We start from the raw sequence: 21,759 nt of genomic DNA on the forward strand, positions 1-21,759 counted from the left end.
TGGATTCGTGATGGCGGCAACCAGCGTGAACGAGGAATACGGCTCAGGCAGCTCGCTCATTCTCGTTGACCCGGAGGTTCGGGCGCTGATCGATGCGTTGCCCTCCGGTGATTTGACACCTCAGACGCTCGCCGAGACACGGGTGCGTGCACAGGTCGATCCGCGGCTATTCGACATGCGTCTGCAGCCCAGCAAGGTTGAGGTGGAGCAGCAGGATGGCTGTACAGTAAGCGCTCTTCTGTTCGACCCGCCAAGCAGCGGGCAGAGACGAGGTGCTATCCTCCACCTCCATGGCGGCGGCATGGTTATGGGTTCGCCCGATATGGCGCGGGTTTCCGGACCGCAAATCGCGGTGGATCATGGCGTCGTCTTTCTTTCCCTCGATTACCGGCTCGCCCCCGAACATCCCTTTCCTGCGCAATTGGAAGACGCAGAGGCGGCTCTTGATTGGCTGCTCGCCAATGCGAGCTCCCTCGACATCGATCCATCCGCCATCTTTCTCATGGGTGAAAGCGCCGGTGGCGGGCTTGCCGCCGGACTCGCTACCAAATTGCGGGATTGTGGAGGTCCAAGGATCGCAGGGCAAATCCTAACTTCTCCGATGCTCGACCATCGCACTGGCGGCCCCTGCGATCCTTATGACCATGGGCCCGCTGGGGAATTTGTCTGGACGCGCGCGCAAAACACTTTTGGCTGGACTTCACTCGCCGGCGAAGCAGCCATCGAATGCGACGCTCTTGCTTGGTTTTCCCCCGCTCTCGCGCAGAAAACAGCCGGATTGCCACCGACTTTTATCGCCACAGGGGCGCTCGATCTTTTCGCCGCTGAAAATCTGCGCTTTGCCGAGCATCTGTGCGGGGGAGGCACGGCGTGCGAACTGCATCTTTACAGCGGGGCGATCCACGGATTCGACATGCTGCGTCGGAGCGCTCTTGCCGGCAAATATCGGCAGGATCGAGATAGGTGGATCAGCGGGATGTTAGCCAATCTGTGCGCGGACGATCAGAAGGCATCGGCATGACCCCTATGCGTATCTTGGCGGAAAATCCGATGGGACGGCGGCAGTGGACCGCCGTCGCGCTTGCCATCTTCCTCAATGGTCTCGATGGATACGACGCGGCATCGATCAGCTTCGCCGCTCCTGGAATTGCTGAGAGCTGGGGGCTTGATCCAGCGGCGCTGGGGTGGGTGCTATCAATGGAGCTGATCGGCATGGCGGTTGGTTCGGTCGTTTTCGGCATAGCGGCTGACCGCTTCGGGCGCAGACCTTGCATTCTCACCTGTCTTATTCTGATGGCATCCGGCATGCTCGGCGCAACCCTTTCGCAAGACGTGTTGCAGCTGTCGACCGCTCGCATTCTCACCGGCCTCGGCATTGGCGGGATGCTCGCATCGCTTACTGCCATCGTCAGCGAATATGCCAATGATCGTTGGCGGCCAGTGGTCATCTCCACCATGATTGTCGGTTATCCGCTTGGATCAGTGCTCGGGGGGTTGGTCGCTCGCCACTTGCTCGTGGTGGGCGAATGGCGCGACGTCTTTTTATTCGGCGCAATTGTGACCATCCTAACGCTGCCACTAGCGATCGCTCTTATGCCGGAATCGCCGATTTGGGCCGGCCGGCAGTCGGTAGGAGAAGGACTTGGAAAAGCGAACAAAATCCTAAAAAAGCTTGGACTTCCCTCTGCCGAAGAGGCGGAAGCAGGAGGAACAACCGGTGGTTCGGCTTCCCTCGCCGCGCTTTTCCGCGGACCGCTCGCCCGCGTCACCATTCTTCTAACCCTCGCCTATGTCGGGCATATGACTTGCTACTACTTCATCCTGAAGTGGATGCCCAAGCTGGTTGTCGATTTCGGATATGAAGCGCAGATCGGGGCCGACATGCTGATCGTGGCCATGCTGGCAGGCTCGTTCGCCGGGCCCGTCTTTGGCTTTGTTGCGAGCCGCATTACCCTTCCCTTGGCATCGATCATCGTGTTGCTTGGCGCAGCATTAGCTGTGAACGTCTTTGCTCAGGTAGGAACCGATCGCTTCGCGCTGATCGGGGCAGCAGCCCTGGTTGGCGTATTCTTCAATTCGGGCGGTGTCGCGTTTTACGCGCTCCTCGCCGAAGCATTTCCTGCGGAACTGCGCGGACGTGGTATCGGCTTCGGAGTGGGCTTGGGAAGAGCGGGCGCAGCTTTCGGTCCCGCTGGTGCGGGGGCGCTCTTTGCTGCAGGCTTCGACCTATCGTCTACCGCTTTCATCATGAGTCTCGGTTCGTTCGTTTCGGCTCTTGTCCTAATGTGGCTTTTTTATCAGAAGAAGCGAACGCCGGGGATGCCGCTGGTTTAACGCTTTCGGGATGGTTTGCACTGACCCGCTGGCTCCGTCAGAGCAAATGCAACTGATGGTTAAGAGCGTGCGGGCAGAGAGCCTGTATGCGTCACGCCAACGAAGATCTTGACCCCGCGAATACCTTTCACCGCATGTGGCTGTTTTGCAACCAATCCACAGCTAGGGGCATCCGCCGTCATATTTAAGAGATGGCAGCGACTTGGCTTGCACAGGTACGGCCGTCCGACCGATTATAGGTTGCGTTTAGTTTCTTGAGCGAACCCACTGGACTACGCTCCCAAGTCGAGCATTGCTGCAGTCGCGACGCACGTTGTGCCGCACTAGCTTCTGTGCAGCCATGAGCGCTGCATACGGGGTCTTCAGGTCGTGGAAGCGGCATTTCGCCGCTGTTCGAACCTGGAGATGATGATGTCCAAACCGAATACCGCAAACGCTCAACCTGATAGGCGTGAAGCAAAGCAAACCAAATTAGCCAGCGTCAGAAAGCTACTTTCCCGACAAGAAGGCGCGACGCTGGAAGAACTCCCGCGGCAACCGGTTGGCTGCCGCACACGGCCCGCGCGGCGATGAGCGGTCTGAAGGCTAAGGGTTATGCGATCGAACGTACACGGCGTGATGGGGTGAGCCGCTGGCGGATCGTGGGGGGCAACGCGAAGTGAGAGTGCTTGCCGATGAACTCGCCGCAATTGGTTCGATGGACCGCGCTCAGTTGGTTAAGCGCTGGGAGAAGGCGAGGGCGGGGCCGGTCACCGAGCTCGAACGCGATGGCTACCGGACAAAGCCACAAAAGAATGCCAGCGGACCGAAGCGCGGCGGTTGCACCTACCGCAGGGGCACGCTGTACCATCTGCTGTCGAACCGCATCTACCGCGGGATGATCGTGCATAAGGGTGAGGCGTTCGAAGGCGAGCACGAGCCGATCATCAACGCAGCATTGTTCGGCAAGGTCCAGGCCAAGCTCAAAGCCAATGCCAGCGGCTCATCGCGCCGCCGCGCTGCCGACCAGCCTAGCCTGCTGATCGGTCTGGTCTCGGACAGCGAAGGCCGGCCCATGACCCCGAGCCACTCGGGCAAAAGCCGCAAGACGCAGCGATACCGTTATTACGTTACGCGGCCGGATGCGCTGAACGGCACACCAGCTGAGCGGGTGCCGGCCGCAGACCTCGAAGGCGCAGTCTGCTCGGCGCTGGCGGAGAAGTTGGCGGATCGCGCGTTCATCCTCGATCTGCTTCGCGACGGTGTGGATGCAGATGAGCTACAGCGCGTACTGGCGCAGGCCGACCTTACCGCCGCCGCCTTGCGCAGTGGACCTGCCACCGAGAAGGCGGAAGTGATCGGGCGGCTTATCAATACCGTGCGCGTCGAAGCCTCGGGAGTAATCATAGCTCTCGATCCTGCCGGTGCTGCAAGCGCCTTGGGTATCAATGAGCTCAAATGCGATCGCCAGGTGTTTACGATAACGCTGCCCATGGTTCGCGTCCGCAAAGGGCACCGGCTGAAGCTGGTGGTGCCCGGGCCGGACACCGATCCGGCACCGCCGAAGCGCGATCCGAAGCTGCTGTCTCTAATTACAGATGCGCTGCAGGCACGTGATCTGATCCTCGAAAACCCGCAGCTGTCCGTCCGCGCTTTGGCAGAGCGGGAAGGGCGCTGCCGAACACGGCTCGCGCGGCTCGTATCGCTATCGTGTCTTTGCCCGGACATCATCACGCTTGTCGTGGAAGGCCGGCAGCCGGCGGAGCTGACTGCGAAGCTATTGGGCCGGACCCAATTGCCTTTCTGTCGGGCCGAGCAGCGCCGGGTGCTGTGTATCAATTGAGCGCTTAGAAGCCTGGTCGAATTCTTTGACCTCCCACACGATAGGGCGCCCATGACATTGTAGCCGTAGCGCCATACAATGGTCATAGGGACCCAACAAAAAGAAGCGCCGTTGATGGCACCTGATGTTTGTTCCCGCCCTTATGACCACTGTTCACTCAATAACGGTCATGCGCTGGCTGCCAAACAACTGCCATAAGCGGACAGTCTGCTAACCCTGCAATTGTGCTGAAACCCGACGGTCAGCAAACGACCCCTTTGCGGACGTTGGTGTTCTCGGTAAAATCAACGCATGACAAAACGATATGCAAGTTTGAACGATGATCTCAGGAAGCAGTTGTCTACCATTCCCACTGGAGATGGATTGATATTTCCTTGTTTGGCCACGTTTGAAGACGCCAGTGAACAAGACAGAGTGTTTCTGGCACATTCAGAAGAGTGGATTAAGCGTTGGGGCGTCTGGCCTGAGGACGACAAGGGTAAGCAATCAGTTGATGTGAGAGCAATCGCTTCTATCCGAGAAAGCCCAACGAGGCTGCCCGCCAAATTCGCGGCAGAGATTTACAAGGCAGGCGAAAGCGGCATGGGATATTGCCTCTTCAAGGTCATGTTCGCTGATGGAAGCGAGCAAGCATATTCGTCTGGCAATGCCGTCGATTTCATAGACTATCCCATGGGCCAATCCCCATCGACGGTGATTGGAGTAGTGCCCCATGCTGGACGGACAGACACTACCAGACGACACGCACCAGATTATACTTGGTGCCTTTTTAAATGAGCAGCTAAGCCAAATGTCCGCTCCCCACCCCATTATTGGACATTAGCATCGTAGCCGGACGGCGCACAAAGCGGACAGGTTTGTATTACGGCCTCTGAACTGAAACCGGACCGTCAGCTAACGACCCCATTGCGGGTGTAGCTACTCGTCGACCGCAGCCGAGGTTCTCCGCTTGTCCAGATACCAATAAGCGACGCCGCCAATCACCATGCAAATCGGAATTAGCGCTTGGAACCGAATGCCATTCCACACGATAGCAATCGCCGCGAGAAGCACTGCCAAGAAACAGATCAAAACAGAGCCGACGAGCAGTGGAGGGAGGACAAGCCCCCGATGGTCCTCGTAGAGAATTGCTCCGACGGCCAGCGCAAGCAGCACGCTCGCGACCATGTCAGTTTGTATGTCGGACAAGCCCAGATGGAAGGGAAGAAATATGAATCCAACGGCCATCAGTGCGAACGCCGCATAGAGCACCCGCCTTCTAATGCTAGGCTTATCCAAGTTCCACTTCATTGCATCGTGCCATAAGCGCGGGTTAGTCGGCTTTCCACCCCAATTCCGGCCGTCCGACTGCGCGAAGCGGATGCTTCAAAGCGGTCGACCGTGTGTCGACGATCGACCGCTGAATAAGTCAGATTTCGGTACGCTCTGCCAAGAGTAAGGCCGAGGCCGCTCACCATGTACCATCCTCGATGCGCCTGCGCCGCGCGACCTCGCGGTCGCTGGTCGCGGCGATCGGCGCTTCGTTGGGGTAAGGCGGCAGGTCTCCGCCCGGCTTCCAGTGGGCGACGACGACGCCCTGGCTGGTCACGTGGTGGTCGGTCATTTCTAGTTTCGTGACCGGGGTGCCGGCGCCGAACAGGCGTTTGCCGTAGCCCAAGATCACCGGGTAAGTCATCGTAATGAGTTCGTCGATCAGGCCTGCCTCGAGGAGATCCGGGTAGATCGTGCTCGATCCCTGGATGATGATGTCGGCGCCCGGCTCCGCCTTGATCCGCGCGACGTCCCCGACCCCCGTCACCCGATGGCTGTTCTGCCATTCGAGCGACTTGTCGCCGCGGGTAAGCACGTATTTGTTCGCCGCGTCGAAGGCGTCGCGCATCGGGCGGTTCTCCGGCTCCTCGGCATAGGGCCAGTAAGCTGCAAAGATGTCGTAGGTCCGCCGGCCCAGCAACAGGTCGTACTCGCCCGAGAACAGCCGCCCCAGCGTTTCCCCGACCTGTTCGTCCCACAGCCTGAAAACCCAGCCGCCTTCGTTGAAACCGCCAGTCGGGTCTTCAGTCGGGCCGCCGGGGGCCTGCATTACGCCGTCGAGCGACAGGAAGGCGGCCCCCGTTATTTTTCGCGCGGGATCCGGCGTGTCCATCTCAGCTCTCTACGCGCGGGCCGACAAGGCCGAAGGCGACCCTTTGCGGATCGGTGCAGACCGCGCTGAATGCGCCGCCCGGTATCTGGTGCGGACCTTCCAGCAGCACGCCGCCGCCATCGGCAACCGCAGCAGTCGCACGGTCGATGTCGTCGACACCGATGGAATAGATCCAGTTCGATTGCGGCATGGCAGGCGGCTTTTTCATCACCGCGCCGATCATGCCCTCACCACGATAGAGGAACTTGTAGTCGCCCATCCCCGGCATCAGCATCGTACCGTCCTGCCGCCACCCGAACAGGCCGGTGTAGAAAGCGATCGCGCCGTCCTGGTCGGTGGTGGACAACTCGTTCCAGCGCACGTGCTGTGCCTTTTTGTAGTCGAACACGTCGCTCCGCGCATAGGGATCGCCCGCGGGCGGAGTGGGGGTCATGACGTAGAGCAGCGCGCCTTGGCCGTCGGTGACGAGCGCCATGCGGCCTACTCCTTCCATCGTCTGGTCGAAATGAACCGTGCCGCCCGCAGCCTCGAACGCCTGCTTGGCCGCGTCGACGTCGGCGACGTGGACATAGCCGTACCATGCGGGCCGAGCGCCGCCGTCCAGCATCTCGCGCGACAGAGCAAGCACGCCGCCTGCCATACCGCCATCGGACCGCCGGATCATGCGATAGTCCATACCGCGTTCGCTCGCATCGCGCAGGGCGATGTCCCAGCCGATGACCGCATCGTAGAAAGTTTTGGCGGCATCGGGGTCGGGCGTCATCAGTTCGTACCAGATGAAGGCGCCGGTATCGGGATCAGTCATCGTCGTTTTCCTTGCGGGCCTCGTCGGCCTTCGCGAAATGGGCGAGTTGGTCGGCGTATGCTTTTCGGAATGCGGGGCGGGCGGTCATCCGTTCGATGTAGGCTTCGCTCGCCGGACGGTCGCCGTGCTTGCGGACGAGATCGACGCGCAGCACGTCGGCCATGACGAGATCGGCCAGAGTAAAACGATTGCCGCACAGCCACTCGCATTCGGACAGGATCGCTTCCATCTGCGCCAGCCGGTTGTCGAGCCAGCCGGTAATCTCCGGAATGCCCCTCTTCGACCATTGCAGCACGACCCACGGCATGGTCACCATTTCGAGCGTATTGAGCCCGGCGAAGATCCACTGGATCACCTCGGCCCTGCCCTTTTCATTGGCGGGGAGCAGCGCGTCGCTCTTGCCGCCGAGATGGATCAGGCCCGCCCCGCTTTCAAACAGGCGGATCGCGCCGTCCTCCAGCATCGGCACCTGGCCGAAGGGTTGGCGATCGAGGTGGTTGGTCTCGCGCCCCTCGAACGGAACTGTTTCAATGCGGTAGGGAATGCCTGCCTCCTCGCACGCCCAGCGCAGCCGGAGGTCGCGCACGAAACCGCGGGGTCCGTCGGGCACCCAGTCGAGCGTCCAGATGATCACCGGGTCGGCAGGCATCACTGACCTCCTAGAAGATTGATGGTGTTACCGTCAGGATCGGCGAGGTTTGCGATCCGCAGCGTGTCGAAGCCAGGCACCAGCTCAGGATCGCTGATGGCGAGCCCTTGGCCGCGCAGGCGCGCGATCTCAGCGTCTAGATCTTCGAGGCGGAGCGAAACCGTATCGACCGAGCCCTGCTTCGGGTTGTCGAGAACCTGGAACAGTACGCTATCCGTCAGGTCCCATTCGCAGCAGCTTGCCACGGGGCGGCGGTCGGGCTCGCGGCCAAGCAATGTAGACCACCAGTCGCAGCCGGCCGCGTGGTCCGCGACGCCGATCGAGACGAAGACGTTGGTGACCTCCATATCAGGATTCCATGAAAACAACGGGCTCGAACCCGCCATAAATCATCCGCTTGCCGTCGAACGGCATCTCGCCGAACTCTTCCATGCGGGGGTCTTCCATCATTTTTTTCTCGGCCGCCTTAGCCGTTTCCCGGTCGGGCCAAGTGACCCAGCTAAAGACGATCTTCTCGCCGTCCTTCGCCTTTGTCGCCATGCGGAAGTCGGTGGTATGTCCATCTTTCACGTCGACCTCCCAGCATTCCACTTGGCTGATGGCGCCGAACTCATGGGCGAGCGTCCAGAATTTCTCGGCGGTGTCGATATAGGCCTGCTTGCTGTCTTCCGGCACGGCCAGAACAAATCCGTTCACATAGGGCATCAGAGTCTCTCCTTTTTTACGTCCCCGGCTCACCCTGCCGCGGGTAGTGTCCATTCCTTGTCCATCCACATCGTTTCCCAAGTGTGACCGTCGGGATCCTCAATGGCACCGCCATACAAGAAGCCTTGATCCTTAATGGCGCGAGGTTCGCTGCCGCCCGAGTTATTTGCCGCAGCGTGGAAGGCGTCGACAGCCCGCTTGTCGTCGAACGACAGGCAATTGAGCACGGCGCTTGTTGCGCGAGTGTCGGCGATCGGCTTGTCGGTGAAGGTGGCATAGAACGCATGATCCAGCAGCATCACGCTGATTGCATCGGACCAGACCATCGCGCTTGCCTGTTCGTTGGAGAAGGCATCATTCTTCTCGAAGCCCAAAGCTTCGTAGAAGGCGGTCGATCGCAGTACATCACCAACGGGCAAGTTCACGAAGATCATCTTGGTCATTAGCATCCTTTCAAGGATCTGGGCCGGGTCTGCGACGCGACTCTTGTTAAAGCTGCCCTGATAAGTTACATAAAGCAACAATGAACTTACGAGAAGTAACTAAAAAGACTAAGGCGAAACATGGCAAATGGTATAGCGATGCCTGTGGAACCGCCTTCGCAATGGAGCTTGTCGGGGAGCGTTGGGCACTTCTGATCATTCGCGAACTGATGTTCGGACCGCGCCGCTTTTCCGATCTGCGGACCAGCCTGCCCGGCATCTCGGCCAAGGTGCTGACAGAGCGGTTGGCCGGCCTTGCGGATGCGGGCGTGCTGGTGCGCCGCAAGCTGCCACCGCCCGCTGCCGCGCAAGTCTACGAGTTGACGCAATGGGGTTACCGCGCCGAACCATTGATTCAGGAATTGGGGCGGTGGGCCGCAATGTCGGGCGCGCACGACCCTACGCTGCCGCTGTCGCCGATCAGTTTCATGCTCTCGCTGCGCACCATGTTCGATCCAGTCAAAGCTGGCGAATGGCGCGCGCGCATCGGCTTCCGTTTTGCCGATGTCGTGTTCACCGGCACGGTAGAGAATGGGGCGTTCACCGTAAAGCGCGAAGAACCAGTCGATACCGATGCGGTGTTCAGCGCCCCCGAGGCTTCGCCGCTCGCCGCGATGGTCTATCTAGGAATGCCAGCGTCGGACGTAGGCGTGGAGATGACGGGCAACCGCGAGGCTGCCCGCCGCTTCATGACATTGTTCGATCTGCCGGAACAGATCGGCTAAATTTGGCTGAGAAATTTGAGGGGGGTTGACGTAATCGTTCATCGAGTGTCCGCTTTCGAGTACTTCATTTATTAGCTGGAACGGCTAATATTGGGGCGCATTGCAGAACGGCAGAGAATGGGCCGGAAGCGGGCTGTCCGCTCTTGAATTCACCTTCGGCAAAATAGACATTCGCGGGGCCATAAGCCGGTGCGAGGCGTTGCTATAATATGACCATGCACCATACGCGCACGGGGCGCGGAAAACCCCTTCTCCTTGTCCACGGGCTGGGGGCTACCTCTCGTTCGTGGGACACGATCTCGCCTGCGCTTTCTCAAGCCAGGGAGGTTATTGCCGTAGATCTGCCTGGTCATGGGCAGACGCCCGAAGAGAACGACAGCGGCACGTTTGCAGGACTCGCGCGCAGTCTGGATGACTGGCTTAGCGCGGAAAGTCTCACAGGTATCGACATGGTTGGAAGCTCCTTGGGAGCTCGCCTGGTGCTCGAGATGGCGCGGCGCGGCCACTCGGGCGCGGTTGTCGCACTGGACCCGGGCGGTTTTTGGCAGGGGTGGGAGCGGACTTTCTTCAAGACCACGATAACGCCTTCGGTTGCACTGGTTCGCGCACTGCAACCGGCGCTTTCTGCCATCACCGGAAATGTCGCAGGACGGACCGCACTCATGGCCCAGCTTTCTGCAAGGCCGTGGGCGCTCGATCCGGCATTCGTCGCACGTGAACTGAAGTCGTTGGCGAATACGCGCACCGTCAATTCGCTTGTGAAGGACCTCGCCAATGGCGCAATGCAAGAGGGCCCTGCGGCGACGGATGCGCCCGTTGTCATCGGCTGGGGACGCAAGGATCGGCTGTGTTTACCGCAGCAGGCGGACCGCGCGATGAAAGCCTTCCCTCAAGCAACGCTGCACTGGTTCGAACGTAGCGGACACTTCCCGATGTGGGATCGGCCAGACGAGACCGTTCGCGTGATACTGGCTGCAACGAGCACCGCGGCACCGGAATAAAGCTACAATTGGGCGATTAGCAAGACGAGAGCTGACGCAGGGCTTGCGGCCCCATTGTAACGTCCTTCGTTGGGCCGCTAGTTGACCGTCCGCTATTGGCCACTTTTGTCGAAAAGCTGCCTTTTCGCTTCCGACCCGATTGCGGAAATTCCGCGAGGCGAGCAGAGTTATATGATGCTTCGAGCAATCCGCCGGCACTGACACACCGGAGCATCCCCGCCACCACCCGGCGCGGTTTCACGCGGAGGCGGACCGCCGCCCGAAAAGCGATTGCGGGTGGTCATGCCGCTGCCTTTCCATTCCTGCATGTGCCGCTATTGCTTGCGTAATGGCTATACAAAACACCGAGACAATCTGGACCGATTGGGTCTTCGGCCTCAGCATTCCAGCGGGCGGATGGCTCAGCCTTTGGGGCGGCCTCTTCGGCGTCGTTGCTGCGTTCCTGCTTTCGATACTCTATCAGAACGTCCGCAACCGGAGAACTCGCGAAGCAGCACGGACTAAAATAAGCGAAGCACAGGAGAGCTTGAGGCGAGGGGTCGCTCCCTATTTCACTGCCGAAAATGCAGACGCAATAGACGTAGAATCTACCGGTAGAGCCGCCAAGGCCATAACCCACGCCAAGGCTGCTTTCGAGTGGGCGATTGCCCATCCGCAGCATTTCACCTTTGAGGAGTGGACGCGCATCCACCTGATGCACAGCACCATCAACAATTGGATCGAAACAAACAAACGTTCGGGCGGGTTCATATCAGCCCTGTACCGTGGCCAATGCGAAGTTTTCATGCTGACCCCGGTCGCACGCCATCTCGAGCCTTATTTTCACGGTGGCGATGTTCGCTAGGTTCATGCCCCCCTCCTGACCGGGAGCGGCACCATTTCCTTTACCCGCGGCAATCCACCCCAGCGCAGCAGCGCTTTCAGCTTCCCTCCCGCCCCGCACAGCTGCGCCAGCGCACGCACCGGAATTCCCAGCTCGAGCAGCTGAGCAAACCCGCGCGGCGATAGCCCGGCCGCCGCCACCTCGCGACGAAGCGGACACATTGGCTCCGCCCGATCGCCCGCCATCGCGACTTCGAGATAGGTCGAAGTACTCATTCGGAAATGGCGCGCAAATCGAACTCGGTTCGTCGCACACTGGACGACCCGATATAAGACAGGTGTATTTGGTTCGGCTCCTTTCCCTTTCGCCAGGAGCCGAATCATCCATTGCTCCGTCAAAGCCCGATCTCAGGCCAACCGCCGCCGCCGTCTTCGCTAGAAGCATCATCGCGCATCCTCCCGCCCGAACAGTGCACCCAGTTCCGTATACGCGGCTTCGAGCGGCGACAGCGGGCGCGCGTGAACCAGTGCCATCTGCCGCTCGGCCATGCTCGGCCCTTTTCGCAAGTTGCGTCTTGCGCGACGCTTCCACCGCGCCTTCACAGCACCATCTCCGACATCGGCTTGGCGCGGGCGGGAAGCCGCAGCGCTGTCTTTCCGCCTCGAGCAAGCCGAGCTGACGCGTCCCCCGCTCGCGCAGCACCTGTTAGCGCCGATCCTCGATGGCCGCCGACCCACACAGCGGGTCGCCAGCCTCGCCGATAAGCCCGAGGTTCAGCCTCGAGGGCAAGCGCATGGGATAGCTGGAAACTTCGGCATTCACTTGCCGTTGCCACTGAGCCCAGACCGCGTGTGGGTTGAGCCGTCTGTCGCGGTTATGCTTGGCCAGAGCGGCCAGACGGTCGAGCAAATCCTGCGGCACCGGGGCCGCATCGCCTATCTCTAAGACAACGAGGAAGTCCGTCGCAGCACGCAGGTCCTCGTCGCGGCCGCGTAGCATCTCGATCTTGCGATAGCCCGCAATGATTGTCGAATGGTCGCGGCCCCCTAAACGCTGGCCGATATGCGGAAAGGGCAATTGCGGCTAGCGCGTCTTGATCGCCCAGATCGCCGAATCCCGCGCCCGCACGACCTCGTTCTTCCGGCTTCGGCCGAGCAGAAGGTGTGGCTTCACATTGAAGATCCTCGCAGTCTCGTTACGCAGTTTGCGCGTGGCAAAGACAGGCAAGGCCGCGCTCAAGCTGCCGCCCATTCGCCGGGAAGATTGCCGCGAAAGTATTGTTATTGCTTCGGCAGGCCGTCACGATTAGTCTTCGCAGTCCGATCGGAAACCGGTCTTATTTGGGGGGAACCAATGATAAAATACGCCAAATACTTCGCCGCGTCCGCATTTCTTGCTGCGGCGATCGCTCCACTGCCGGCCACGGCAGGGGTCAAGATTATCGGGAAAAGTTTCAGTTGGAAGGACGTTTGCCCCGGGTCGGGCAATAGCAGATGCGCGCAGGACTCCTCGGAAGCCAAGTCCATGGTCGTGAAAAACCCGATTGCGATCACCATCGATAGCGATGGAACGCCGATGCTCGATCAATATCTGGGCCGCGAATTTACCACCACGATGGCCAAGGGGATGAACTATTGCGGCAACGTCTTCGCGCCCAATCCCATCGCCGACTTCGCCGCCCAGCAGGACATTGACTACCTTCTGCGCAGCGACAGCAAGACGCTCAACCTCGATTTCAAGGCGGATAGGCTGCTGAAGGCGAGCGGCGATTTCGACGCCGTGGCCATCGCGACCGCGGCGGGCATTCCCGCAGCTTCGATGGAGCAGGTGACTGCGGCGATCAACCTGGCCTACAAGAAGTCCAAGAAGCGAACTATCACTCTCAAAGGCGAGTACGAGTTCTGGGAAATCAATCCAGCTCTCACAGGCGCGTTGAATTCAGTCGCTGTGCCGGCCGAACTCCAGCCCTGCCGGACGTGGATGGAGCAGGGTAACACCTTCACCACGTCGCTTACCGGTTTTCGCATCGATGAAGCTTCGGTTTCGTCGGATATGAAATCCGCGTTCGATGCGGCGTTGACCGCGAGACTCACCGGTGCGCTTTCCGACGCTCAGATCGCAGCCATCAGCGCGAGCTTTAACTCGACCGTCGAAAAGAAGATCGAAGGTGCCATTGGACAGAGCTTTCAGCTCCTGTCGATGAGCCATTTCATGGTTCGCTGATTTCGGCATGCGGCGGGGAGGACGCATCAGGCTTTCTCCCCGCTCGGTTGTGCCAAAATCGTGTGATGCACAAGGGGGGAGGGCACTGTGACACCTTTGCCGCCGGAAGCTGTCCGTCCGCTTTAATTCGAAAGCCTGGTCCGAGCGGACTCAATATGCCTGCTTGCAAATTATGAGGGTCGTTTTGAGATACGGTTCTTCACAAGGTTCCGGGGCTAATAAAAAAGAGATCAAAAGGGAGATCGACGCTGTTTGTGACGGTGAAATGCGGGAGAGTGGGTTCTTCGGCCTCTTGTGTGCCGCAAAGAATATCCATCGGTCCATCTCATGGAATATCCAAGAATGACGGAGAACGCATTGGAAACTAAAAGATTCGAGAAATTGACGCGTTTGCCCGTGGAACACGTTTGCCATCCGTTGCGATGTCATGAATATGCGTCCGCCCCCAAAAGGTTGTCGGCGGGGTATCAATGAGCTTAAGACGTCAGCGCCTTGGCCAGATAGGCGTCAATCTCGTTGAAGGCATAATCTTGCGAGATTGGCGAAGTCGTTGGCAACCGCTTGACGCCCACAACGACGATGGAATCGACGGCCTGATCTTCGTCGAACAGAATGGCGTGCCCACTGGTCAGATTATTTTTGCCCAGATCAAATGCTGGACCGTTCCCAGGATAGACTCGACCGGATCATATTGTCTTGCGCTAGGCTCTGAGAAATTGAGCCGGAATTATGAAAGATGGCGTCGCGTGGTAGGTGCGGCAATCGTCATCTTCGTCGATCCTAAGGAGATGAATGCGTTTTGGGTGGACGCACGGTCCGCACGGCGAACGGCGTCCCAGATCTTTGTACCGACGGATCAAACGTTCGACCGTGAGGCCAAAGGCAGAATTGCGCAACTTTGCGGTACGATCCATCGCGATTTGCTAGTGAAGAGCTTGAGAGCAGAAGCAGAAGATTTCCCACATCTACGAACGCGTGATCACATTCAGGTGGCAGCGCACGCGTTGTATAGGGAACTGGGTTCCAAACCTGTCCGGCTAGGTGGGGATGGGCCGATTGTGACCTTCGATGGAAAGGGCTGGAGGCATATCACCCGCCGCGGGCGTCCGGAGCTAACTCGCTACCAGTCTTTTGTACTACTTGGTGTTGCACGAAAGCTGCTGGCTGCTACCACCGAGGAAGAACTTAGGGGTCATACCTCGCGCGTTGATCCAACAACGCCGTACGTCAGTGCTCGTGCTGCAGTCAGCTTTCCCTTCCGCCAAACAGCAATAGTGAAGCTGATAATGCGATGGGTGCCTACCCAAGAGGGAAGAGATTACTACTTCCACACAATTTACGAACCGCGACGAAAGCGAAACGTTTACGGTGTGCGAGAACCACTTTCCCGATAAGCAAAGCTACCACTCTCGTGGCCGGGGCTGCGTGGTTCTCGCTTCGGTTAGATAACGCCTTCATTGCCGCGTTTCAATGCAGTGCAACCGGCTTAAAAAACATGGCGTCCTGACGAACAGCAACGCCGAAAGCAGCGCAGCGCCTTTGGGGCCGGATTCGGTCCGTCGGATTTAAGCAACTGGGCTCAAGATAGCAGACATTTTGGCGATCCCTCTCTGAAGACTGCCATTTACTCACGCGATGCGTGACAGCTGATTTCAGCAGTTGAGAACGAGTAGTTCAGCGCTCGGACTGCGGCGACCGATAAGATGGCGCTTGCCATTCGGGAGGGTCATAGATTTTCGATCGCTTAATCGTACCCTTGTAACCTGTTGCTTCGGCAATAGCCTTCTTATCGGCTATCCAACTGCGGCGATCTCGATTGGGATCAGCCATGATTTGGGTAATCATGGTGTGGGGATTGACCGGAAAACGATATAATCCGTCTTCGTCCTGATCCTTTGCATCGCCAAGGTAGAGCAGTCGAGCTTCGCGTTCATGGCGAAAGGCACGACGCTTCATCAGCAGTGAGCCTGCGAACTCCACGGCAGACAATCGTAGGCGCTCGGGACGATGCAGCCATGCTATGAGCTTCGATTCCGATCGATATACGACTTTTCCCATGAAGCAATCCTGGGCTACTTGGGGATGCGCATCTACCAGCGCACTGAGGAGCTTTCTGGGAGTCGAGCGGATGCGTAGATAACGCTTCGCAGGATTATTGGCATAGATGCCCCACATCGCTTCCGAATAGGCATCGCGCGTCCAGCATTGACCCACAAAATCATTGGCAAAAGTATAGTTGAACACTTCGCCATCCAACACTCCGCCGAGTTTCAGCTGGAAATTTTCAAACTTGTCTTTCCAGTTGTCGATCCGGCTCAAGACGTTGCGCCGGCTTGCAAATAGGTCAACCACATGGGCTTCCGGCATAATCCGATAGATATGTTGGTCTGGATCCGAATTTTCGAAATTGAGGAAGTTCATCGCGGAGCCCTCGGTTTGCAAGATTCAGTCACTACCCTTCGCACAGAAAGCATCAGCCTTCCAACCAAGCATAAGTGCTTTCATTTTTCATGAAATAATGGTTTCATGAAGTTATGAAAAAGTCGGAGAGATCGGATGATGGTGGGGATGAACATCTCCAGATTCAGGTGCCGGCTGCCACCAAGCGCGATCTGGGACAGCGTGCGCTCGATAGTCGCGAACCAATCCGAATGGTCGTGCTGAGAGCCTTGGCTGCCTATGGGGTGATCGTGCCTGAGGGTGCAATTGCAGACCGGCGGAAGCGCACATGACGGCTGACGACTTCGAGACTCTCACGGTCGACCAATATGCCAGCGAAGCGGCCCGGACCGATCAACGCAAAGGGCCTGGTACGATTGGTTTCACGATGCTTGGCCTGTTCGGCGAAACCGGCAGCTTACTCGCTGAAGCCAAGAAGAAGCAGCGAGATGCCGCTTCCTATCTCGGCTATGCGGAAGCAGTCGCCGAGGAGATCGGTGACGTTCTGTGGTATCTCGCCGCGATCGCACGGCGTCATCGCTTGGCATTGAGCGACATCGCGGCCGCCGCCCTCGAGACAGATGCTTCTTACGCAAGGGGAGCGAACGGATCGCTCAGTCTCCACGCCCTACAGCCTGAGCATATGCCTCTAGCCAAGGCGCCCATGCCCGAATTCGAACACAGCCTGCTAGCTCTCGCCAGCGAAGTCGGATTTCTGGCGCGCGCAATCGAAGGCGGTAACTCGATACGGCGCCGGGCGGATGTGGCCGAAAGACTTGTCGCGGTAATGCGTTGCCTCATTCGCGCGTCGACTGACTCAGGGCTGACCATCGAGGCTGCGGCGATCAAGAACCTGCAGAAGATTTTCGATCGATGGCCACGTGAACGCATCTTTCCGCCCGCTTTTGATTCGGGCAATGATCCCGAAGAGCAATTGCCCCGCTCCATGCAGATCGACATTTACGAGCGCAAAGTACGGGGGCAGGACTATGTCTTCCAGCGGTCGCGCGGAGTTTATGTCGGCGATCGGCTGACCGACAATGCCCTAGAACCCGACGATTACCGGTTTCACGACGTCTTTCACTACGCCTATGTTGCGATCCTAGGCTGGTCGCCGGTAATCCGCGCCTTGCTTCGTCTCAAGCGCAAGAGTGATCCGAAACTGGACGAAGCAGAGGACGGCGCGCGCGCTATCCTGATTGAGGAAGGTGTGACCTCCTGGCTTTTCGGCCAAGCGCAGCAGCTTAATTTTTTCGAAGGCGTAAAACGAGGCGGACTTCCACTGGACATGCTCAAGCATGTCCGCCAATTCGTCGCCGGCTACGAGGCTGACCGCTGTCCGCTGTGGCTCTGGGAGGAAGCGATTCTACAGGGATACACGGCCTTTCGCTTCCTGCAGAAAAACCGACGGGCGCGAATTACGATTGATTTCGCCCGTCGTCGCTTGCGTATCATGGAGTTGCCGCAATGACCCCCAAGACTTTCGTATCGGCATTAGCGGCCGCGAAATTGCCTTCGGTATTCAACCCTTGGCGCGACCGCTGTTCCATCCATGACCGGAGCGATGCCGCGGCGCGGCGACGCTCCAACCTACGGGGCATGCTGGAAGCTTCGCTCGACGCACAGGTCGAAACGATCTGGATTGCCCGCGATCTTGGTTATCGCGGCGGACGCCGCACTGGGGTGCCGCTGACCGACGAGGTACATCTTACCCATGCGTCGGCGCTGATGGGCGGAATCGAGTTGGAGCGTGCCACGCAGGGGCCTGAAGTTGCCGAACGCACAGCCGCAATCGTCTGGCAGGTGCTCGGTCGTATCGGACAGCCTGTGATGTTGTGGAATGTCTTTCCTTTTCATCCGCACGATGCGGATGATCCCATGTCCAACCGCTGTCATAGTCGCGCCGAGCGCGAGGAAAGCTGGCCGCTCCTCCAGGCGCTGGTATCGATGGTGCAGCCCAAGCGTATTGTCGCGATCGGGCGCGATGCACATCTTGCACTGGCCGGATTGGAGACGGAAGTCATTGCTATCCGCCATCCAAGCTATGGCGGACAGCGCGAATTCAAAGACGGAATGTACGGCCTCTACGGGATCGATACCGACCCGGTAGTTTCACCAGAGTTGCCGCTCCGACCTAGCTATGCAGCGACTGCCAGAGCCTTCGCCTGATCACAGGCCTCAAGCAAAGCTGCGATGTCTCCACGATTCCATTTTCCGTTCTTTACATCGATCGTGGCATGCGTCGAAAGGATCGTGAGCGGTCCAATCGCAATGCCCGATTCCTCTGCCACGAACTGCTGCAGACGACCAAGGCCGATCAGATTACCGAGCAGTTTCTCAATATAGTAATGATTGCGATACATTGCGGTGAGCGCCAGCCGACGGTCGTCGCCATCACCAATCAGCTTGAAGCTCGCGAAACTTAAGCACTGCCCACCATAGGGCGACCCATCAACATCGCGCAGCGGATCAAACACGCTGAGTTCAAACTTGTTGAGCGCCCGTACAGCTGGGTCTTTCAGCCGCCCGATGATCTCGGTCAATTGGTTTAGCGGCTCGCCAGGCTGCGGAAGATGCATCATCCGTTCGAAATAATATCCGGACCAGCTCTTCTTTCCCGGCGAACGGACCTTGGGTAAAACATTGTCCGTAAATCGCGTGAAGAATGCCGGCGAACCATAGCGCCGATAAAGCGACGCCGGAAAGATCGTGTTTGCCACCGTCTCGATGCGCTTGGTGTCGCGGTCCCTTAGGAAGGCGTCGACAAGCGCGATCACTGGCTCGGACAGATCGGTCCGAGCCACTGGGTCGGCAATATCGATCAGGACATTATGCTCGTGATGGCCAGGTCTTGCATTCACCAGGCGGACGGCTTCAAGCCAAGCCGAGGCGCAGTCAGGCTGCGGCGGCACGGGTAGAGACATCGATATCCTCCGTCAGAATCGCCGTCGCGAATAGGCGCGGCTTCAGGAATTTTTCAGTCAGCCAGGCATGGCCGTCCACTCCCCAGCCGGCGCCCCAGCTGTTGCGGATGAGGATTGCGTTCTGGCCGGCAGCCTGGCCATGGCCCACTGCCACAACTGCATGGCGCAAGCTTGGATCGGGTTTCTCGTCATTGGCCGGATCGACCACGCCTTCTTTGGCTGGAACGAAGAAAGACCGCGACAGGGTGGAAAGAAGCATCACAGGCTTCTTTCTGTCTAGAGCCGCGAAAATCGGGCCGAGGTCGATAGCTGCGGGTCCTCCCTTCCTGCCGAAACGTGGGCCGACGTCGGATGGCGGCGCCCAGTGGGCGAGGTCGTCTGGCACGGCATCGAGATAGGGCCATCCGCTTTCCGCGGGTTGGCCGTCTAGCCGCAGGCTCTCCAACATAGCTACAAGCGTGGCACCTTGGTCATGCCGCCGCCCACTGCGCTGCTGCGCTCGATAGTAGGCATATTCGCATGACAACGGCATCCATCCCTCGCGTAGGCTGGCATGGGTGTCGCTCGCCGCGAATGCAAGACAGGTCGGTCGCGAGCCTTGATCGCGCACAGGTCCTAGGAGTGGCCGCAGGTCGGTCTTTATGTCGATCATGGAAAGTCAGGCGGCCTCTAGCAAATGGCGCCGTTCGGCTCGGGAAAGGCCTTGCTGTTCCGGCCCAGTGAAGTCAAAATCGATGGTCAGGCTCGCATTGGCCGTGGCCGGTTGCCACGGGCGTCTTTCGTTGAGCGACATACGCCCTCGTTGGGCGGCTTCTGGCGCCGCGGTTACCCGCCGGACCACTGGCCCGCCGATTGCTTCCGGATCGAATGCCTCGCGCTCATCACGGACCACTGCAAACCCACTCGCCATCAACTGGTCGAGGTCCCAAAGAAATCCGCCACCGGCATGTTCCTTCAGGCGCAATACGAAGAGATCATTGCGGCTGCCATCGATCCGCGCGCCCTCGTCGCGCTCGGTAAGCAGCCAGACATCACCCCGATAGTCGGCAGGTCTGTAGTCATGCAGCAGATCGACCTTCAGGCTGCGCGGCTTAGTCTCGAGCAACTCGCGCATGATCGTATTCGAAATGAGTTTGTAGCGGGAAAGCGTTCTGCAGGTCGCTTCGTAGCTGGCCCCAATCCGCAGAGAAAGCTGATAGGCGATGTTGGGCCGGCGCAATTCCTCGACCGTCCAGCCCTGTCTCGCGCAATGAAGCGCGATCAGCCACTTAGGCATCATGAAGGCGATAGCGAAGGCGTCGGCTTCAGTTTCCTGGAACTGATTGCCCGGTTCGGGGCTCATTGGCATTCGTCGCAGGATGCTCTCATCATCCAAGCTAGGTTCGTGCCGCATGAAGAAATGACCGAGCTCGTGCGCAGCGGTGAAGCGCTGGATGCTCATCGGTCGTTCGGTGGTAACGAGCACGCCCGGGGCCGGCGAACTGAGATAGGCTCCCAAAAGGCCCTTGAGCGGCCGTAACAGCAGTGGAAGATCGAGCGCATGGATCGCTCCAAAGACATCGACGTTGCCGCCATGCCGTCCGATCAGCTGCTGCGTGTCGAGACGTCGATGAAGCCTGCCGGCTGCCAACGCGCCCGCGCGAACCGCACTGTCATAGTCGCTCGCCATGGATCAGGCTTGCTCCCCAGCCGAACGCGAGCGTAGATACTCGGCGAAGCGGCCAAGCTCCGCGCGGTCCTCGCTCGAAAGATCCGCCACACGCCGGGCCAGATGCGCAACGTCGGGCGGCAGACTTGCCGAAGCTTCGTCCTCACCAGTGAAATAGGCGACCGACTGCCGATAGAGCTTGGCAAGGCGCGTGAGCTCAATCGCCTCGACGCGGCGCTGGCCATTTTCGATATCGGTCAATGCCGTGCGAGGAATCTTGAGATAGCTCGCAACTTCGTCCTGCTTGAGGCCGAGATATTTTCGCGCGTCGCGCAGACGATTGCCCAAGCGTTGACGTTCCATCGCGTCATCGGTTTCCTGACTGATAGCCACATTGCTCATGGCTTGGCTCCTTTCTTCTTGACCCAGACCTTCTCGATCCGAGGCACGACATGAGCGAGCGCGTCTTCGATCGAGTCATACCCGCCTGTCCGCACGATGTTGTCGCGCAACTCGAAGCCCACAACGGTATCTACGGCGCACAGAGTATCAACAACCGATAGCGAATCGAGCGGCACCGCTGCCTTCATGGTCCCCGCCTGATCTTTGGGAAGGGAGATGCCGCGCAGCTGCGCTTCGATCTGCGCCACGGCGAGCAGCTCGTCGCACAGCGCCTTGATTACAGCAGCCTTTGGAAAGGCCGTCGCTGCAGAAGCGGGAGGGGCAATGGTCGCCATTCAAACCTCGCATGATTAAGCTACATTCTGCTTACATAATGTCGGAATATCCGACATGCAAGCCGGTTTGTCGATGAGCTATACCGACAGAGTGCTCGGAACCTGAAAGGCAGATAATCGCGTTCGTCGATTTGGTAGGAGATTTCCCGGTTCGTCCATCATTGGTCACGCCCGGCATTGATTCGATGTCCGTTTTTGGGAAATCGGCGAGAGGGAGCGAACGACTGGATCTGGGGCGCAAAGCGGACATATGACATTTCGCAACTTTCGTCACCTATGACCGCAACTGGGCCGTAAGA

Annotated in this window: 28 protein-coding genes; 13 read left to right on the forward strand and 15 right to left on the reverse strand. The window is 58.9% G+C overall.

Going from position 1 to position 21,759, the window contains the following annotated elements; translation table 11 throughout:
• Window positions 1-10 precede the first annotated feature (10 nt).
• The 5 genes from HUV48_RS13600 (at window position 11) to HUV48_RS13620 (ending at window position 4,933) form a co-directional block, all read left to right on the forward strand.
• Window positions 11-1,021, forward strand: a complete 1,011-nt coding sequence (locus tag HUV48_RS13600) for an alpha/beta hydrolase (protein ID WP_176268273.1) — start codon at window positions 11-13, stop codon at window positions 1,019-1,021.
• Window positions 964-2,334, forward strand: a complete 1,371-nt coding sequence (locus HUV48_RS13605; protein ID WP_176268274.1) for an MFS transporter — start codon at window positions 964-966, stop codon at window positions 2,332-2,334. Before HUV48_RS13600 ends, HUV48_RS13605 begins: the two co-directional genes overlap by 58 nt.
• Before the next feature lie 569 nt (window positions 2,335-2,903).
• Window positions 2,904-2,996 (forward strand): hypothetical protein, encoded by a 93-nt coding sequence (locus HUV48_RS14450; protein WP_263970507.1) that lies wholly within the window; start codon window positions 2,904-2,906, stop codon window positions 2,994-2,996.
• A gap of 35 nt (window positions 2,997-3,031) precedes the next feature.
• On the forward strand, window positions 3,032-4,156 hold the full coding sequence (locus HUV48_RS13615) for a recombinase family protein (protein ID WP_176268275.1): 1,125 nt from the start codon (window positions 3,032-3,034) through the stop codon (window positions 4,154-4,156).
• 312 nt (window positions 4,157-4,468) lie between these two features.
• Window positions 4,469-4,933, forward strand: a complete 465-nt coding sequence (locus tag HUV48_RS13620) for a hypothetical protein (protein ID WP_176268276.1) — start codon at window positions 4,469-4,471, stop codon at window positions 4,931-4,933.
• A gap of 141 nt (window positions 4,934-5,074) precedes the next feature.
• On the opposite strand, the gene HUV48_RS13625 is transcribed toward HUV48_RS13620, so the two are convergent.
• The 7 genes from HUV48_RS13625 to HUV48_RS13655 form a co-directional block, all read right to left on the reverse strand.
• The gene (locus HUV48_RS13625; protein ID WP_217906834.1) at window positions 5,075-5,383 is read right to left on the reverse strand and encodes a hypothetical protein; all 309 of its coding nucleotides are present in this window, start codon (window positions 5,381-5,383) and stop codon (window positions 5,075-5,077) included.
• Window positions 5,384-5,606: 223 nt separating this feature from the next.
• A complete protein-coding gene (locus tag HUV48_RS13630; RefSeq protein ID WP_176268278.1) occupies window positions 5,607-6,299 on the reverse strand; it encodes a dihydrofolate reductase family protein in 693 nt (230 codons plus the stop codon).
• A 1-nt stretch (window position 6,300) separates the two neighbouring features.
• Window positions 6,301-7,104, reverse strand: coding sequence for a VOC family protein (locus HUV48_RS13635; protein WP_176268279.1), 804 nt, complete (start codon window positions 7,102-7,104; stop codon window positions 6,301-6,303).
• Window positions 7,097-7,753: a glutathione S-transferase family protein gene (locus HUV48_RS13640; protein WP_176268280.1), complete on the reverse strand. Its 657-nt coding sequence runs from the start codon at window positions 7,751-7,753 to the stop codon at window positions 7,097-7,099. The genes HUV48_RS13635 and HUV48_RS13640 overlap by 8 nt, the downstream gene beginning before the upstream one ends.
• Window positions 7,753-8,100 carry a VOC family protein gene (locus HUV48_RS13645; RefSeq protein WP_176268281.1) on the reverse strand — a complete coding sequence of 116 codons (348 nt, stop codon included), beginning with the start codon at window positions 8,098-8,100 and terminating at the stop codon, window positions 7,753-7,755. The genes HUV48_RS13640 and HUV48_RS13645 overlap by 1 nt, the downstream gene beginning before the upstream one ends.
• 1 nt (window position 8,101) lies before the next feature.
• A complete protein-coding gene (locus HUV48_RS13650) occupies window positions 8,102-8,458 on the reverse strand; it encodes a DUF1428 domain-containing protein (RefSeq protein ID WP_176268282.1) in 357 nt (118 codons plus the stop codon).
• Between the two features lie 29 nt (window positions 8,459-8,487).
• A complete protein-coding gene (locus HUV48_RS13655; RefSeq protein WP_176268283.1) occupies window positions 8,488-8,901 on the reverse strand; it encodes a VOC family protein in 414 nt (137 codons plus the stop codon).
• Between the two features lie 161 nt (window positions 8,902-9,062).
• On the opposite strand from HUV48_RS13655, the gene HUV48_RS13660 reads away from it, so the two are divergent.
• The 3 genes from HUV48_RS13660 to HUV48_RS13670 all read left to right on the forward strand — a co-directional run bounded on the left by HUV48_RS13660 (window position 9,063) and on the right by HUV48_RS13670 (window position 11,510).
• Window positions 9,063-9,665, forward strand: coding sequence for a winged helix-turn-helix transcriptional regulator (locus tag HUV48_RS13660; protein ID WP_217906835.1), 603 nt, complete (start codon window positions 9,063-9,065; stop codon window positions 9,663-9,665).
• Between the two features lie 209 nt (window positions 9,666-9,874).
• The gene (locus HUV48_RS13665; RefSeq protein ID WP_176268285.1) at window positions 9,875-10,666 is read left to right on the forward strand and encodes an alpha/beta fold hydrolase; all 792 of its coding nucleotides are present in this window, start codon (window positions 9,875-9,877) and stop codon (window positions 10,664-10,666) included.
• Between the two features lie 328 nt (window positions 10,667-10,994).
• Window positions 10,995-11,510 carry a hypothetical protein gene (locus tag HUV48_RS13670; protein ID WP_176268286.1) on the forward strand — a complete coding sequence of 172 codons (516 nt, stop codon included), beginning with the start codon at window positions 10,995-10,997 and terminating at the stop codon, window positions 11,508-11,510.
• A gap of 2 nt (window positions 11,511-11,512) precedes the next feature.
• Here the strand turns inward: HUV48_RS13670 and HUV48_RS13675 are convergent, their stop codons facing one another.
• Both HUV48_RS13675 and HUV48_RS13680 read right to left on the reverse strand, forming a co-directional pair.
• Entirely contained in the window at window positions 11,513-11,764 is a 252-nt protein-coding gene (locus tag HUV48_RS13675) for a hypothetical protein (protein ID WP_176268287.1), read from the reverse strand.
• A 430-nt stretch (window positions 11,765-12,194) separates the two neighbouring features.
• The gene (locus tag HUV48_RS13680) at window positions 12,195-12,566 is read right to left on the reverse strand and encodes a hypothetical protein (protein ID WP_176268288.1); all 372 of its coding nucleotides are present in this window, start codon (window positions 12,564-12,566) and stop codon (window positions 12,195-12,197) included.
• A 16-nt stretch (window positions 12,567-12,582) separates the two neighbouring features.
• Here HUV48_RS13680 and HUV48_RS13685 point away from each other — a divergent pair, with 16 nt between their 5' ends.
• The 3 genes from HUV48_RS13685 to HUV48_RS13695 all read left to right on the forward strand — a co-directional run bounded on the left by HUV48_RS13685 (window position 12,583) and on the right by HUV48_RS13695 (window position 15,106).
• Window positions 12,583-12,798: a hypothetical protein gene (locus HUV48_RS13685; RefSeq protein WP_176268289.1), complete on the forward strand. Its 216-nt coding sequence runs from the start codon at window positions 12,583-12,585 to the stop codon at window positions 12,796-12,798.
• A 266-nt stretch (window positions 12,799-13,064) separates the two neighbouring features.
• The gene (locus HUV48_RS13690) at window positions 13,065-13,712 is read left to right on the forward strand and encodes a hypothetical protein (RefSeq protein WP_176268290.1); all 648 of its coding nucleotides are present in this window, start codon (window positions 13,065-13,067) and stop codon (window positions 13,710-13,712) included.
• A 470-nt stretch (window positions 13,713-14,182) separates the two neighbouring features.
• On the forward strand, window positions 14,183-15,106 hold the full coding sequence (locus HUV48_RS13695) for a DUF4365 domain-containing protein (protein ID WP_176268291.1): 924 nt from the start codon (window positions 14,183-14,185) through the stop codon (window positions 15,104-15,106).
• 280 nt (window positions 15,107-15,386) lie between these two features.
• On the opposite strand, the gene HUV48_RS13700 is transcribed toward HUV48_RS13695, so the two are convergent.
• Window positions 15,387-16,133 (reverse strand): hypothetical protein, encoded by a 747-nt coding sequence (locus HUV48_RS13700; RefSeq protein ID WP_176268292.1) that lies wholly within the window; start codon window positions 16,131-16,133, stop codon window positions 15,387-15,389.
• Between the two features lie 307 nt (window positions 16,134-16,440).
• Between HUV48_RS13700 and HUV48_RS13705 the strand changes: the two genes are divergently transcribed.
• Together HUV48_RS13705 and HUV48_RS13710 are read left to right on the forward strand one after the other, a co-directional pair.
• Window positions 16,441-17,622 carry a nucleoside triphosphate pyrophosphohydrolase family protein gene (locus HUV48_RS13705; RefSeq protein ID WP_176268293.1) on the forward strand — a complete coding sequence of 394 codons (1,182 nt, stop codon included), beginning with the start codon at window positions 16,441-16,443 and terminating at the stop codon, window positions 17,620-17,622.
• Window positions 17,619-18,320 carry a uracil-DNA glycosylase gene (locus tag HUV48_RS13710; RefSeq protein ID WP_176268294.1) on the forward strand — a complete coding sequence of 234 codons (702 nt, stop codon included), beginning with the start codon at window positions 17,619-17,621 and terminating at the stop codon, window positions 18,318-18,320. The genes HUV48_RS13705 and HUV48_RS13710 overlap by 4 nt, the downstream gene beginning before the upstream one ends.
• Here HUV48_RS13710 and HUV48_RS13715 read toward each other — a convergent pair.
• The 5 genes from HUV48_RS13715 to HUV48_RS13735 are packed head-to-tail and all read right to left on the reverse strand — an operon-like array spanning window position 18,290 to window position 21,460.
• Complete coding sequence (locus tag HUV48_RS13715) at window positions 18,290-19,075, reverse strand: thymidylate synthase family protein (protein ID WP_176268295.1); 786 nt, start codon at window positions 19,073-19,075, stop codon at window positions 18,290-18,292. The two genes, HUV48_RS13710 and HUV48_RS13715, sit on opposite strands and share 31 nt — an antisense overlap.
• Window positions 19,047-19,727 carry a C1 family peptidase gene (locus tag HUV48_RS13720; RefSeq protein WP_176268296.1) on the reverse strand — a complete coding sequence of 227 codons (681 nt, stop codon included), beginning with the start codon at window positions 19,725-19,727 and terminating at the stop codon, window positions 19,047-19,049. The genes HUV48_RS13715 and HUV48_RS13720 overlap by 29 nt, the downstream gene beginning before the upstream one ends.
• A gap of 6 nt (window positions 19,728-19,733) precedes the next feature.
• The gene (locus tag HUV48_RS13725) at window positions 19,734-20,744 is read right to left on the reverse strand and encodes an ImmA/IrrE family metallo-endopeptidase (protein ID WP_176268297.1); all 1,011 of its coding nucleotides are present in this window, start codon (window positions 20,742-20,744) and stop codon (window positions 19,734-19,736) included.
• A 3-nt stretch (window positions 20,745-20,747) separates the two neighbouring features.
• Window positions 20,748-21,125 carry a helix-turn-helix domain-containing protein gene (locus tag HUV48_RS13730; RefSeq protein WP_176268298.1) on the reverse strand — a complete coding sequence of 126 codons (378 nt, stop codon included), beginning with the start codon at window positions 21,123-21,125 and terminating at the stop codon, window positions 20,748-20,750.
• A complete protein-coding gene (locus HUV48_RS13735; protein WP_176268299.1) occupies window positions 21,122-21,460 on the reverse strand; it encodes a hypothetical protein in 339 nt (112 codons plus the stop codon). Before HUV48_RS13735 ends, HUV48_RS13730 begins: the two co-directional genes overlap by 4 nt.
• Between the last annotated feature and the right edge of the window lie 299 nt (window positions 21,461-21,759).

It is taken from the genome of Qipengyuania atrilutea (assembly GCF_013370205.1).
GTDB lineage: Bacteria > Pseudomonadota > Alphaproteobacteria > Sphingomonadales > Sphingomonadaceae > Actirhodobacter > Actirhodobacter atriluteus.